This is a genomic window from Leptolyngbya sp. UWPOB_LEPTO1 (assembly GCF_017302695.1).
GTDB classification, from domain to species: Bacteria; Cyanobacteriota; Cyanobacteriia; order Leptolyngbyales; family Leptolyngbyaceae; genus Leptolyngbya; species Leptolyngbya boryana.
On sequence record NZ_JAFLCJ010000023.1, the window covers coordinates 1 to 15034 of the forward strand.

Genomic DNA, 15034 nt, shown 5'->3' on the forward strand with positions numbered 1-15034 from the left:
GAGACCGTTCGACTTGCATGTGTTAAGCATACCGCCAGCGTTCATCCTGAGCCAGGATCAAACTCTCCATAGTATATAGAGTAAGCTTGTAGCTCAATTCAGTAATTTATCCGGTTACCTTTCCGGTCTCTAACAAAAGAGACATTTTCTTGACGAAGGCTTTCCTTTCTCTGGCTTCTAAACTATTCTGTTTTATAGGTTCAGTTTCTCGCAAATGAAGCTGAGTCCGCTTTCGCTCGCTCTTCCCTCACCCGCGCTTTGATAATATAGCGGGATAACCTACAGGGTGTCAACTCCTTTTTTTGAGTTTCGTCTAGTTCGTTCTCAAATCGCCTCGGTAAAAGCTTTTGAGCGACATCAATTCTTGAAATCCACGCTGTTTAGGACTGGGTGAATGGGAATTCTCATCTTAAGCACTGTGGAGAGAACATTTGTGGGTGAGAGAAAACTTAGAGACGATCGCTTAGCCGTTTTAATTGATGCTGATAACGCAACGGCAAGTTTAATCGAGCCTTTGATGGAAGAAATTGCTAAATACGGCACTGCAAATGTCAAAAGAATTTATGGCGACTGGACAAAGCCAAATCTTGGAGGTTGGAAAGAAAAGCTGCACATATACGCAATCCAACCGATTCAACAGTACAGTTACACGTCGGGAAAGAATGCAACGGACAGCGCACTAATTATTGATGCGATGGATTTGCTGTATACAGGCCATTTTGATGGTTTCTGTTTGGTGTCAAGCGACAGTGACTTTACAAGATTGGCTTGCAGGTTGAGGGAATCAGGATTGTTTGTCTATGGGTTTGGACGGAAACAAACTCCAATACCATTTCAGAAAGCCTGTGATAAGTTCACTTACACCGAGATTTTAGTAGGGCATGAAGTTTCGGAAGCGATCGCTGAATCCAAAAATGGGCAGGTTCAATCAAGCAAAAATGAACATTTCAAGAAGGCTGCGGACTTAGAGAAAGAAAATCCTTCTTCGCGCACTGCTAAACTTCAACAAGATAAAAAGTTAATCAATCTATTGCAACGTGCTTATGAGGCGGCAGCAGGAGAAGATGGATTAGCAAATTTGGGAGCCTTTGGATCACAAATCAATAAGATCTCTCCCTCTTTTGACTCTAGAAACTATGAATATAGCAAGTTGGGTGCATTGATCAGGGATGTAGGATTATTTGAAATTCAGGAAGTGCCGAGTGAGCATAATCCTGTTGTTAAAGTGGTATACGTCAAGCTGAAAGGTTAAAACACTTTGAACAGAACTGCTACTCTGCCATCACAATTCATCTTAGATAAGCTGCTTCAAGAATGGCTTCTTGAAGATATTGGGCGGGGCGATCGCACAACTCAATCTCTCATCTCTGGAACTCGTCAAGCGGTTTGGATCGCCAAAGAGAATGGAGTGATTGCTGGATTGCCGATCGCTGAACGGGTTTTTCAACTTCTTAACGCCTCTACTGTATTCACTCCAATCGTTCAAGAGGGGGAGGCCGTTCAGAAAGGGCAAACAATCGCTGAAATTCAAGGTGCTTATGATGCGCTTCTGACTGGAGAAAGGGTTGCACTCAATTTGGCGATGCGGTTGAGTGGAATTGCAACTTTGACTCGTCGATATGTCGAGAAGATTGAAGATTTACCAACTCGATTAACGGATACACGCAAGACGACTCCGGGATTGCGGGTGTTGGAGAAGTATGCGACACGAGTGGGGGGAGCGGTCAATCATCGAATGGGATTAGATGATGCAGCGATGATCAAAGACAATCATATTGTTGCAGCCGGAGGAATTGGAGCGGCGATCGCGCAAGTTTGCGCCAATATTCCTTATCCTTTGACAATCGAGGTCGAAACTGAAAATTTGGACATGGTTGAACAGGCACTGGAGCATGGAGCAGACATTATCATGCTGGACAATATGCCTCTGGAAATGATGCGTCAAGCCGTAGAGATGATTCGCCGGAAGAATGACCGAATTCGGGTTGAGGCTTCTGGGAATGTGACTCTCGAAACGTTGAGATCGATCGCGGAAACCGGAGTAGATTTCATTTCGAGTAGCGCTCCGATTACGCGATCGACTTGGTTGGATCTGAGTATGCGGTTTAAGGCTTAGAAATGAAATGAACCCAGAAATGACCATCTGGAATGCAGAGCCGCTCGATCATAGTGTAGGAGTAATGGATATATTCGCCTTTGCGATTGTTTCTGCCAGGCTCATTTAGATCGTAGCCCCACCAGAACCATTCTCCATAGGGATCGTGGACAAAAAAGCCGCGCTCGTCGTAGCCTGCAACCGCAACAATGTGACCGAAATCGGTGAAATAGCCGTGGATAACAATCGGGTTGCCATCAGCGAGCCAAGCGCGGACTTGTTCGATCGTGGCATTGGTTCTGAAATCGTCACGGAAGCCGTAGTCCTGAACAATTTTGGCAAGATCGTAGGGGCTATGGCGGCTGTAGCCTTTCTGAATGGCGTAGTTATAGAGTTCGTCTTCAAATTGAACATCAGAGCGTCGGGGAGTTGCACCGAGATAGCGGAGACACATTGCGATCGAAGTGACATTGCACGCGCCATCAGGATTGAGAACATTGTCGCGCTGAGATTTATAAGGAATATTGAGCTTGATTGTGGCTGGAAGAGTACGGGGATAGACTTGTGACTCGCGGAAGATTTTGACGTGTTTCCCGAAGGCGTACCAAACATTTGTGTCTTTAATCGTTTCTTCGCTGAGAAAACAGCGAACGTGGTCTCGTTCGATCGTATAAGAATCAATCTTAAATACCCTGCCTGCTTGAACTGCGTGTTTTTGTTCTTCAGGCAGTTCAGCCGACTGAATCGGTTTTCTCTTTAGAACTGTATTGGTGTCAATTTTGAGGGTCAGTGACATCAGGCTTGCCCCTTAAGTGGTAAGTGAACACATATCAATTGCTTCTATAGCGTTCCCGATTTTTCGGATGAGCAACTTCGCAATTTTGCAGGGGCAAGCCTTGGAAAAACCAATGGATTCTGATGTTCGCGATGAATTCGGCTCAATTATTCAACTTCCGCAAGTCTTTCAGCTTTGCTAGAAGTTGAGGAGGGGAGTTCACGCGGGAGCAACGCGCTGAGAAGGATTGCTGTCAAGCCTCCGGTCGAAATAGCAGAGCCGAACAAGTTGCTAAACAAAGGAGGTTTATTCGCAAAGATTTGCGGCATGAAGACAACGCCTAGTCCTAGCCCTAAAGAAACTGCAACAATAATCATTGAGCGTCGATCAAGTTCTACCGAAGTCACAATATTCAATCCTGCAACTGCGATCGAGCCAAACATCACTAAAGTCGCACCCCCTAAAACAGGTTGAGGAATTGCTTGGAATACACCTCCTACAATCGGCACTAATCCAAGAAGCGAGAAAATTGCGGCAACATAAAAGCCAACATAGCGGCTGCCAACGCCAGTCATTTGGATTACGCCATTGTTTTGGCTGAAGGTTGTGTTGGGGAACGTGTTGAGCACCGCAGCGATTAGAGAGTTGACTCCATCTCCCAAAACACCACCTTTGATGCGACGAATGTAGAGCGATCCTTTCACGGGTTCCCCTGAAACTGCAGAAGTCGCAGTCAAGTCGCCGACTGTTTCGATAGCAGTGAGGACATAGAGCAAAATAAACGGCAAAAAAGCTCCCCAATCGAAGCTCATTCCATATCGAAAAGGAATCGGCAGGCTAAAGAGTGGAAGCGCACTAAGCCCGCTGAAATTCACAATTCCCATAAATAGCGAAGCGATATAGCCGACAGCTAGTCCGATTGCGATCGCACCCATTCGTAAGAAGCGATTTTTAGACAGGGTAAGCAGCACTACAATCAACAATACAGTGCCGCCTAAAGCTAGATTCTGCCAACTGCCAAATGAACCGTCATTTTTAGCCAGTGCTGCGGCTCCTCCTGCCAAACTGGTTACTCCAGTCTTGATTAAACCTAACCCGATGATCATGACAACCGTTCCAGATACGACGGGGGTAATGATCTTGTTCATTAGGTGCAAAAATCGGCTCAGAATGATTTCGACAAAAGAGCCAAAGAAGCAAACTCCAAAAATTAGAGCGAGTGCCTGTTCTGGGGTTTTTCCACCTTGTAATGCGATCGACCCTACTCCTAAAATGGGTCCAAGGAATGCAAAACTCGTTCCCTGCAAGCTCAAGAGTCCTGAACCAACTGGTCCTATCTTCTTGCACTGAATGAAGGTACAAAGCCCGGAAGCAAACAGCGACATGCTAATGAGATAGCTAGTATTTGCAGCATCTAATCCTAAGCTACTGCAAATGATGATTGGGGGGGTGATAATTCCAACAAAAGCAGCAAGAACATGCTGAAACGCGACAAAGATTGCTTCCACAACGGGAGGCCTATCCGTCAGACCGTAGAGTAATTGCGATCGATTAACTAACTCTTCTTCCTCTTCTTGAACATCCAAGGCGGCGAGTTCTGCATTTGCCTCTGTCATAAGATGATGTGTCAGGGTGGTGTAGATTACATACTGTATACAACCAGATAAAAATCTAAGAAGTTGTTAGTGCTACTACAGAATTCAGAAATCTTCAGAGGTCAAGCCAGCTAATTTTCATAATGCATTTTGGAAGTATTATGTCTTCTGCCTACAGATATGTTTTCTAGATAATTTTCTAGATTTTCAGTTGGAGCATTTTCTTGAAGATTCATCGCCGTTAAACGAGTAGAGTCTGTATCCTAGGATAGGTTTGCGCTATTTTCGGACTAGGAATTTATATGAATGCGACGATCGCTGAATTAAAAAATCGCTTGGAAGCCGCGTTGGTATCAGCGTTTGGAGCGGATTTGGCTGGGACTGATCCGATGCTGGTTCCGACGAGTAATCCAAAGTTTGGGGATTATCAAGCGAATGTAGCGATGTCATTGGCAAAGCGCTTGGGGAAAGCGCCGAGAGCGATCGCGCAAGAAATTTCTCAGCAGTTGCAGATTGATGACCTTTGTGAACCGCCTGAGATTGCAGGGCCGGGATTCATCAACTTGACGCTGAAACCTGCTTACCTTCAAACGCAATTAACGGCAATGGCAGGGGATTCACGCTTGGGAATTGCAGCGGTGAAAGAGCCGAAAAAAGTTGTTGTCGATTTTTCGAGTCCGAACATTGCGAAGGAGATGCACGTTGGACATTTACGATCGACAATTATTGGAGATTCGATCGCACGAATTTTAGAGTTTCAAGGTCATGATGTCTTGCGGCTCAATCATGTGGGCGATTGGGGAACACAGTTTGGCATGTTGATCACTTATCTAAGAGAGGTTGCGCCGGAAGCTTTGACCACGGCGGATGCTTTAGATTTAGGTGATTTGGTTGCGTTTTACAAGAAAGCAAAACAGCGATTTGATGAAGATTCTGAGTTTCAAGAGCGATCGCGTCAAGAAGTGGTGAGATTACAATCCGGTGCAGAAGATACGTTGAGAGCTTGGAGATTGTTGTGTGATCAGTCTCGTCGAGAGTTTCAAGTCATCTATGATTTGCTGGATATTCAATTGACTGAGCGGGGAGAGTCTTTTTACAATTCGCGATTGGGGCAAGTTGTCGAAGATTTAGATCAGTTGGGTTTGCTCGTTGAAGATCAAGGTGCGAAGTGTGTGTTCCTAGAAGGGTTTACGAATCGTGAAGGCAATCCATTACCTCTGATTATTCAAAAGTCAGATGGGGGTTATAACTATGCAACAACGGATTTAGCAGCTATTCGATATCGAGTGCAGCAGGATCAGAGCGATCGCTTAATTTACGTGACAGATGCAGGTCAAGCGAATCATTTTGCTCAAGTGTTTCAGGTTGCACGGCGAGCGGGTTGGATTCCTGAATCCGTTGAGATTGTGCATGTTCCATTTGGATTAGTACAAGGCGAAGATGGCAAGAAACTGAAAACGCGATCGGGTGATACAGTTCGGTTGAGAGATTTACTGGATGAGGCAGTTGAACGAGCGCGTGCTGATATCGAAGCTCGGCTTGTGGCTGAAGAACGCCAAGAATCTGAGGACTTTATTGATCAAGTTGCTAAAACTGTAGGACTGAGTGCGGTCAAGTATGCTGACCTGAGCCAAAATCGCACCAGCAACTATATTTTCAGTTACGACAAGATGCTAGATCTGAAGGGCAATACTGCACCGTATATGTTGTATGCCTATGCTCGAATTCAAGGCATTAGCCGGAAAGGGGACATTGATTTCACTCAACTTGGTTCTGATGTACAAATGGTACTAGAGCATGAAACTGAATTAGCTCTCGCTAAGTATTTACTTCAGTTTAGTACTGCTTTATCCGAAGTCGAGCAAGATCTATTTCCGAATCGATTGTGTGATTATCTGTTCCAACTGAGTCAGAAGTTTAATGTGTTCTACGATCGCGAACAAGGGGTTCCAGTTCTGAATGCACCAGAACCCGCACGGACTTCTCGATTGGTGCTTTGTGATTTGACAGCGAGAACGTTGAAGCTTGGGTTATCGCTGTTAGGAATTCAAGTTTTAGAGCGAATGTAACAATACAGATCAGCTATCGACGATAGCTGATCTTCGGTTCATTTGAGGGCAATACAGTTTTTGTGATGCTAATTCGTCGCGCGATCAAGTCCGATTTTCACTCGATTTGGAACATCTTCAAAGTAGTTATTGAGCCAGGAGATACATACGTTTTTGACTCAAATACAAGTCGTGACGATGCGTTTTTATACTGGTTTGGAGCAGGAGTCCTCTCTTACGTTGCAGAAGAAGAGGGTCAAATTATCGGAATGTATAAGCTCGTTGCAAATCAACGCGATCGCGGTTCTCATGTTGCAAATGCTAGCTTCATGGTCGATCCAACTTGTCATGGTCGAGGAATTGGTCGAGCCATGGGATTACATTGTCTGCAAGAAGCTAAGAATTTGGGCTACTTGGCGATACAGTTCAATTTTGTGGTGAGTACGAATTACGCCGCGATCGCACTTTGGCAAAAGCTCGGATTCTCGATCGTTGGAACACTCCCAAAAGCCTTCAATCACAAAACACTTGGATATGTTGATGCTTATGTGATGTATCGCCTTTTGGATGGTGAATGTAAGCCTGAAGACAGATTTGAACAAATCAGATGAGCGTATCCTGTACTATCCAGACAGGTTATCGAGGACTTCAGATTATGTCGATCGTATGGGTTCAGCTTTTGCTGATTGGCTTAGCTGCGGGGGTTGCTGGCGGAATGTTCGGAATCGGAGGCGGGGCAATTATGGTTCCGGCGATGGTTCTACTGATGGGAATGGAGCAGAAATTCGCAACCGGGACATCCGTTGCTGCACAAATTTTACCGATCGGGATTCTAGCGGCTTATGTCTATTACCAAAAGGGCAACGTTAATATTAAATATTCAATTTTGATTGCAGTTGGCTTAGTCATTGGCAATTACTTTGGGGCTTTGTTTGCCAATCAGCCTTTTATTAGTGGAGAAACAATGAAAAAGTTGTACGGAGTGTTTCTCCTCGCGATCGGATTTCGGTATCTCTTATTTCGTTAAGAGCTTCTGATATTCCTTCTCGGTGATCAGATCTGCGGTGCTTTCAACACGATCGACAAACACAATCCCGTTAAAGTGATCGAATTCATGTTGAAAAATCCGGGCAACGAAGTCGGTCATTTCCATTTTTTGAGTCTTGCCAAAGCGATCGAGAAATTCGATCTCGATCGCTTGATATCTCGGAACATTGCCTCGAATCCCTGGAACACTCAAACATCCTTCCCACCCTTTCACCATCTCAGTCGAATGTGAGAGAATGCGCGGGTTAATGATTGGGGTCGGCTCCATTGATGGCGCAGTCGGATATCGCAAATTTGGGCGCGAGGCGATGATCATGAGTTGATAAGACTCCGCAACTTGAGGCGCAGCAATGCCAACCCCATTTGCATGTTTAACCGTGACGAGTAAGTTATCAATGAGCGTTTGAATGCGATCGTCTTGAATATTGTCGATGTCTTGGGCTTTCTGTCTCAGGATCGGATGACCCAATTCAATAATACCTAAGAGTTCAGCCATAGAAAATTCCTTCCTAAAACCAGCTTTCAAGTTCAAAGTTCCTCTCGCTTCGTTGCTCACCCGCCCCGGAATGAATTCGGGGCTAACGCTGCGAAGTCCACTAAACTGGACTGACAAGCCAATCGTAACGTCTTCTTCAGTGGGTTTCAACCCACTTCGCACAGTTAGACCCGTATTTTCAATGCGGGGCGAGACGCAAACGCAGCAACTATCTTCAAGTTAATTGCGCCTATCCACATTAATCAAGAACACAGATTACAGAATCTTCAATGTCCTGAAATAGTAATGAGGGCGAGATTCTTGCCCTCATTCAATCTATGCTACTAAGCTAGCAATTCACCCGTCTCCTGAAGTGAGTGCAAACGTTGATACAATCCGCCTTGCTGAAGCAGTTCCTCATGGCTACCAACCTCGACAATATTACCTTGGTCGAGCACCACAATTTTGTCTGCTTCCCGTACCGTACTCAGTCGGTGAGCAATGATAATCAACGTTCTCGTACCGAGAATCGATCGCATGGCTAGCTGAATCGATCGCTCAGATTCATAGTCCAAACTCGATGTTGCTTCGTCAAAGATCAGCACATCTGGATCAACAATCAGCGCCCGTGCAATCCCAATGCGCTGTCGTTGTCCCCCTGAAAGTCGAACGCCTCGTTCTCCCACGATCGTAGAATATCCCGCAGGCATCTGTTTGATAAAGTCCTCAGCCTGAGCAATTCTACAGGCTTCGCGGACTTGCTCGATCGTGGCATTGGGATTGCCATACATTAGGTTATCGAGCAACGTGCCATTGAAAATATCGACTTCTTGGTGAACGATCGCTAATCGTTTCCGGTAACCGCTCACATCTAACCGTCGGATATCTTGACCATCAATCAGAATCTTGCCCTGATTCGGTTCAAAGTAACGGAACAAGAGTTTTACTAGCGTTGATTTCCCTGAACCTGATCGACCGACTAATGCCACCGTCTGATACGGTTCAATGAGTAGATTGATATCTTTGAGTACAGGGCGATCGGCACTGTACCCGAACTTCAGATGAGAGAATTCAACTTTTCCAGTAAATTGATACTGCGGAACGGCTTCTGGAGTCTCAGCAAGACTACTCGCATCCACACCGACCGGGAGCTTCATAAACTCATGGAAGCGAATCATGGAGCCATATCGACGAGCAAAGAACTCAGCAAATTGGCTAATCGGTTCAACCTCAGCATACGCCATACTCGCGACTGTAAAGGTCGTAATGAAATGACCGAGCGAGATTGTACCTTGAGCCGTTGCAAATACAGTCAGTGCAAAGACCAAGAAAACACAGGATTGTACGATCGTGCGTTCATAGGTTCCAAGAATCACATACCCTTTGTGAATCCGGTAATCGAGGACTTTGAATTCTCGATCGAGTCTTTGTTGCTGCCGTTTGAGTTCTGATGTTTCAGTCGCAAACGCTTTAACGGTCTTAATGTTGGTAATAATCTCAGAAGTCCGGCTTTCGGTATCTTCCATATATTTATCTAAGCGTTCTTCTTGTTGGGATAATCGCTTTAATCCCGATAAGTTAAACGCTAAGATGCCGATGAAAGAGACTAATAAGAGAAGCGCAATTCGCCACTCAATAAACCAGATAACTGCGAAAATCCCAATGACTCGGAAAAACTTCGGTAATAGATGAGATGTGAGATCAGGAAAAGTCCAGGTGTGGTTTGATAAACCTTTAGCAACACGAGCCGCAATTCTACCCGCATTATTTTCGTCGTAAAATTCTAACGGCAACGTCAATACTTTTCTCAACGCTGCTTCAGCATTATCTCGGCGTGCTCGAAATGCTGTATCCCAGGCAAACCAAGGTCCTAACCAAGGTTGAATCGGGGCACGTCCAACCGAAATTAGCCCGACCAAAATTAACAGCGAGGTCAGTGTAAACGTTTGCGTCATCTCGAAATTGCCAAGTTGAGCGATCGCATTTACGCCACCTTGTACAAATCGATCTAACGGTTGTCCAGATAACACGTTCAAAATTTGCCCGATCGCATACGGCACAGATAAGTCAATAATCTCGAACAAACTCATCATCGCAATACTAAAAAGCGAAATCTTCCAGTAGTTGCGAAAATATTTGAGAATGTCTAAAAATTTAGCCATACATCCTCCGGCGATGGTCGATCGTCCCTAATCGAAATTTGGCTGAAATGATGAACCTTCCAGCCCGTAAGATCGACTAGCATACTACATGTAATACAGATATTACAAGATCTATTTTTGTGCGAGTACGCAAACGGCATCGACAACCGTTGTGCCTGAAATGGTAGTTATCGCACATCTGGGTATGACTCGATAGAGCGCCGGAACCTTTCCAGAAGTTAGAACTGCGATCGCTTGTTTCTTCTCTTGCTGAAATACGTTAAACCAACGATAGCTATCCAAATAGCCTGGTGTAAACGCATTCGCATCAATTAACCAATGCGTGACTTGATACTGCCGAATCATTTTTTTTGCAGGCTCTAATGATTCACTATACTGTGCATTGATCAGATCGACTGCTTTCTGCCGCATCGGCAAATAATAGCCTAGATGAAATGGCACAGCATATTCTTGAGCAACTAAAGTCGATCGCTGAGACAGTAAAGGTAGATTATTCGCATCTTCGCCAAGATAAGCGGTTAATGTCGTCTTTGGCAGTACTTTCAAGAATTCATACAGTTCTGGATTTTTACCCCCTGCATACCCGGTATACGGGAAATCTTTCCAAACAAAATGCGGAAATACAACAATCCCGATGACGAGCATTGCACAGAGCCAACGCTGTGGTTTTAACTTTTCAAGTGCGATCGCAATGACAATTCCCGCACTGACTGCCATTGCAATCCGCCAACTATGAGTGATGTATCGGCTAGGAAAGTGTAATTTCACAAACAAAGCATGAGCGAGAAAAAAGCCAACAATTCCGGCTCCAGCTAATTGTGGCAATACAACCCATTCAGGCTTCAACTGTTCAGGCATCCGAAACTTAGCAAGCCCTGGTAACAACAATCCCAAGCCAATCACAGCCGGATTGAATGAAACTTGAAACCCGCTATCTGTTCCCTCAAACCAAAACCGCATTGGATTGGGAAAGAAAAATGGCAAGCGTCCCCCTGGCTGAAATTCCGGCATCAACCGGGCTTGAGCCGCATTCACCGTTGGCGCAAACTCCGATTGACTGAAGACATAAGGCAGTAACATGGCGATCGTAATTCCCAAAATGATCCATTCTGCTCGTTGAATCGATCGGCGCTTTAGTCCCCAAAGTCCTCGCAATCCTAACCAGATGCAAATCAGCACAGCAGCTAACGGACACAATAACGCCATCGCAATCACAACTAGCGCGATCGCAATCCAAGCCCGTTTTACAAAATAGTAAAGGAATGCAGCTAACAACAATGCCCAAAATGCTCGCGGAGATCCTGAAGCCAGATCATCCCGCTGCCAGCAACTTTGCAGCAGAATGACGCTGCTCAGAAATCCAGCCATTGGCACAGGAAACAAGACCAAAGTCAAGCGATAGCCATACCAGCCTAGAAGCAGTGTGACCAGTATAGGTAGAATTTTGCTGAATACGATCGGCGTAATTCCAAGCTGTGATGCGAGCCAATACAGCGTGCCCAACCCCCAAGGGGTAACCGAATGAAAATATTGCGCCATTGGATCATTGAGAAACAGCGACGGATCGAGAAATCGCTGCATCCAGATCAAATACACTCGCGCATCATCCTGAATTACGGTTGCGTCTGAGAACGCATCTTTCAGTGCCAACCCGGCGTAGACCGTTGCGATCGCCAGAGTCAGAATTAACCAGACCGAAATTTTGGGAATTGAACGAGTATTCATCTCACACAATGGTATGGATTGCCTAATCACAATACTGGTTCTTGGCGACCCCGTTTGATCGAAGACATTCACGCGCAAAATTTAAACATCGCGCAGGGATACAAGGATTCAATGAAGATATCCGTAGAATTGCTAGACAGAAGACCAATAATTGACGATAAGAGTGAGTGGAGACTCTGAATCCTTAATTACTTTTTGACCTCCACTTTATCCTATTCACTTTCACATCTAAAGCTCATGGTTTCACCCCCTCCTTCTGTTACTCAACTGCAAAAACCGAAATATGTTTACTTTGGCGGCAAGATTTGCCTTTGGGAAGAAGCCAATTTTCATATTTCGAGTGAAGCTATACTTCGAGGACTTAACGTTTTTGAAGGTCTCAAAGGATACTGGCAACCGGACGGAAGTTTCGGTATTGTGGCAATGCGAAGACACTACGATCGCTTAATTCGCTCTGCCAAAGTGCTCTATATCCCTTTCGAGATGAGTTACGAGGAATTCGAGCAGGCGCATCATGATTTGGTCAAACTGCTGTGGCGACCCGATCGCAATATGTGGGTCAGAGCCACTCTATACGGCGATGAAGGCTTCTGGGGCGAAGGCAGTACGAGCAATCTCGTTCTCACCGCATATCAAACTCCCATGACCCGCCCTGCTCCTATGAATTTGGGGGTTACGCCTTGGAAGCGCGGGTCAGATTTAGCGCTGCCTGCACGCGTGAAAACCAGCACAAATTATCAGATCGCTCGCTTCGTCAAGATCGAAGGACGCGATCGCGGATATTCCGACATGATTATCCTCAACGAAGCAGGACGGGTCGCCGAAACCCTACAAACTTGTGTTCTGGTCGTGCGAGATGGCAAAGTTTTCACGCCTCCAGCGTGGGAAGGTGCGCTAGAGAGCATCACTGTTGATATCATTGAAAGCCTATGTCAATCGATGGGCATCCCGTTTGAGCGTCGCCCAATCGAGCGTACCGAGTTGATCATCGCTGATGAAGTCGGAATCGTTGGAACCTTGAGCGAGGTTACACCTGTGAAATCGGTTGAGAAAACCGTGTATGGGGATTCTCCGATTATCAATGCGATCGCGGAACGGTATCACAATGCTGTGACTGGACTTGATCCGCATCCGGCTGTTGATTTCTCTCTGATTCCGGCTCCTAGTAAGGTTGCATCAGCTCCCGAGCTAACTACAGTTGGCTAATTGATCAAACAAAATCCAACCCTTGCCATTGCTGAAGAGATTCCAGCAATGGCTTTTTTCTTTTCTAGACACCATTTTTTCACAGCGCATCAGAAGAGAGTTGTTTGCTTTGCCTGAGCGAATCCATCCATCAGACCGGATCTGAAGGCGAATGAGATAGAACTTCGGGCGATTGTGATTTTCATTCCTCCAATCCCCTTTTTGATTTCTGTAAACTGAAGGAATGGGACAGCAGATTCAACCGCTACCGATCGACGTAATTCACCTCATCGCCGCTGGAGAAGTGATCGACTCTCTTGCCGCAGTTGTTCGTGAACTCGTGGAAAATGCTATTGATGCTGGAGCGACTCGCATTACTGTTTCCATTTGGGCAGACCAGTGGCGAGTACGAGTTGCAGACAATGGGGCAGGCATGACTTTGGAGAACTTGCGCCAAGCTGCACAGCCGCATAGCACCAGTAAAATTCGCGATCGCGCCGATCTCTGGCAAATTCATAGTCTAGGATTTCGAGGCGAAGCATTACACAGTCTGGCTCAACTCTCTAATCTAGAAATCCTCAGCCGCACTGCTTCAGAACCGGGATGGCGTGTGATCTATAGCGCTGAGGGAGAAGCGAATCAAATCGAATCGGTTGCGATCGCACCCGGAACGATTGTCATAGTCGATCGCTTATTTGAAATCTGGGAAGCGAGACGGGAAGGACTGCCATCTATTTCACAGCAGTTAAAAGCAATTCAACAAACGATTTATCAAATTGCTTTAGCTCATCCGCTTATCACTTGGCAGGTTTATCAAAACGATCGCGTATGGTTTAATCTCTGGGGCGGTCACTCTGCGAAAGATCTACTTCCGCAATTGTTGAAAGATGTGCGAATCGAGGATTTAACAGAACTGCAATCGCCTGGAATTTCTGTAGTCTTGGGATTGCCCGACCGCGCTCATCGACATCGCCCAGACTGGGTAAGAGTTGCGATCAATGGGCGATTTGTAAAATTTTCAGATCTGGAACAAACGATTTTAGGCGCATTTCGGCGAACGTTACCTCGCGATCGGCATCCGATTTGCTTAGTTCATCTGCACCTTAATCCTGAACATATCGATTGGAATCGCCACCCTGCGAAAGCTGAAGTATATGTACACAACCTGGATGAGTGGAAGGAGCGGGTAAAAAACGCGATCGCTCAAGCGCTCCGCATTCATCCTGATACGGTTCCCGATAGTCTTTATACGGCTCAAGCGAGCCAGTTGATCAAAGCGGCTGAATCTGAGGCGGGCTATCATGTATCACGTGAAATCCGTCCCGAACCCGCTCCCCTTTCTCCGCTGAAAGCACTGACTCAAGTTCACAATCGATATATTTTGGCAGAACATGCTTCAGGCATGTGGTTGATTGAGCAGCATATTGCCCATGAGCGGGTGTTGTTTGAAGAAATTAGCGATCGCTGGCAACTCATTCCACTCGACCCTGCAATTGTTCTAAATCAGCTTTCTAGCTCTCAAATCGAACAGCTTGAGCGGATTGGGATTGAAGTTGATCCGTTTGGAGAACAATTGTGGGCAGTCCGATCGGCTCCTGAGTTACTCGCTCAACGCGAGGATTGTGCCGATGCATTGATTGAATTGAGTTTGGGAGGAGATTTGCAGGCGGCACAGGTGGCAGTTGCTTGTCGAAGTGCGATTCGGAATGGAGTGCCATTGTCGCTTGAGGAAATGCAGAGTTTAATCGATCGCTGGCAGCGCACTCGAAATCCACGGACTTGCCCACATGGTCGTCCGATTTATCTATCGTTGGAAGAGTCGAGTTTGGCGCGATTTTTCCGCCGCAGTTGGGTGATTGGCAAAAGTCATGGACTTGAGTAATTGTCCAACTTGCTCAAATCCAATGCTTCTGAATGCATTAACTGG

The 15034-nt window shown here is 45.9% G+C and carries 12 protein-coding genes and 1 rRNA gene; 7 read left to right on the forward strand and 6 right to left on the reverse strand.

Going from position 1 to position 15034, the window contains the following annotated elements; genetic code table 11:
- A 16S ribosomal RNA gene (locus J0L70_RS25735) occupies positions 1-73 on the reverse strand; the annotation flags it as partial.
- A gap of 321 nt (positions 74-394) precedes the next feature.
- Between J0L70_RS25735 and J0L70_RS25740 the strand changes: the two genes are divergently transcribed.
- The gene (locus tag J0L70_RS25740; protein ID WP_017288337.1) at positions 395-1252 is read left to right on the forward strand and encodes an NYN domain-containing protein; all 858 of its coding nucleotides are present in this window, start codon (positions 395-397) and stop codon (positions 1250-1252) included.
- A gap of 6 nt (positions 1253-1258) precedes the next feature.
- Complete coding sequence (gene nadC / locus J0L70_RS25745; protein WP_190649247.1) at positions 1259-2116, forward strand: carboxylating nicotinate-nucleotide diphosphorylase; 858 nt, start codon at positions 1259-1261, stop codon at positions 2114-2116.
- On the opposite strand, the gene J0L70_RS25750 is transcribed toward nadC, so the two are convergent.
- Entirely contained in the window at positions 2106-2891 is a 786-nt protein-coding gene (locus J0L70_RS25750; protein ID WP_017288335.1) for a C39 family peptidase, read from the reverse strand. The genes nadC and J0L70_RS25750 overlap by 11 nt on opposite strands.
- 146 nt (positions 2892-3037) lie before the next feature.
- Positions 3038-4486: a uracil-xanthine permease family protein gene (locus J0L70_RS25755; protein ID WP_242044296.1), complete on the reverse strand. Its 1449-nt coding sequence runs from the start codon at positions 4484-4486 to the stop codon at positions 3038-3040.
- Between the two features lie 281 nt (positions 4487-4767).
- Here J0L70_RS25755 and argS point away from each other — a divergent pair, with 281 nt between their 5' ends.
- The 3 genes from argS (at position 4768) to J0L70_RS25770 (ending at position 7540) form a co-directional block, all read left to right on the forward strand.
- On the forward strand, positions 4768-6534 hold the full coding sequence (gene argS, locus J0L70_RS25760) for an arginine--tRNA ligase (RefSeq protein WP_287456395.1): 1767 nt from the start codon (positions 4768-4770) through the stop codon (positions 6532-6534).
- 65 nt (positions 6535-6599) lie between these two features.
- A complete protein-coding gene (locus J0L70_RS25765; RefSeq protein WP_287456396.1) occupies positions 6600-7124 on the forward strand; it encodes a GNAT family N-acetyltransferase in 525 nt (174 codons plus the stop codon).
- Positions 7121-7540 (forward strand): sulfite exporter TauE/SafE family protein, encoded by a 420-nt coding sequence (locus J0L70_RS25770; RefSeq protein ID WP_197693263.1) that lies wholly within the window; start codon positions 7121-7123, stop codon positions 7538-7540. Before J0L70_RS25765 ends, J0L70_RS25770 begins: the two co-directional genes overlap by 4 nt.
- Here J0L70_RS25770 and def read toward each other — a convergent pair.
- From def to J0L70_RS25785, 3 genes are all read right to left on the reverse strand, one after another.
- Positions 7529-8056, reverse strand: a complete 528-nt coding sequence (def, locus tag J0L70_RS25775; protein ID WP_287456397.1) for a peptide deformylase — start codon at positions 8054-8056, stop codon at positions 7529-7531. The two genes, J0L70_RS25770 and def, sit on opposite strands and share 12 nt — an antisense overlap.
- 323 nt (positions 8057-8379) lie before the next feature.
- Positions 8380-10197: an ABC transporter ATP-binding protein gene (locus tag J0L70_RS25780; RefSeq protein WP_268184726.1), complete on the reverse strand. Its 1818-nt coding sequence runs from the start codon at positions 10195-10197 to the stop codon at positions 8380-8382.
- A gap of 111 nt (positions 10198-10308) precedes the next feature.
- A complete protein-coding gene (locus tag J0L70_RS25785) occupies positions 10309-11922 on the reverse strand; it encodes a hypothetical protein (RefSeq protein WP_287456398.1) in 1614 nt (537 codons plus the stop codon).
- 237 nt (positions 11923-12159) lie between these two features.
- On the opposite strand from J0L70_RS25785, the gene J0L70_RS25790 reads away from it, so the two are divergent.
- Both J0L70_RS25790 and mutL read left to right on the forward strand, forming a co-directional pair.
- Positions 12160-13128 (forward strand): aminotransferase class IV, encoded by a 969-nt coding sequence (locus J0L70_RS25790; protein WP_287456399.1) that lies wholly within the window; start codon positions 12160-12162, stop codon positions 13126-13128.
- A 223-nt stretch (positions 13129-13351) separates the two neighbouring features.
- Positions 13352-14989: a DNA mismatch repair endonuclease MutL gene (gene mutL / locus J0L70_RS25795; RefSeq protein WP_287456400.1), complete on the forward strand. Its 1638-nt coding sequence runs from the start codon at positions 13352-13354 to the stop codon at positions 14987-14989.
- Positions 14990-15034: the final 45 nt, after the last annotated feature.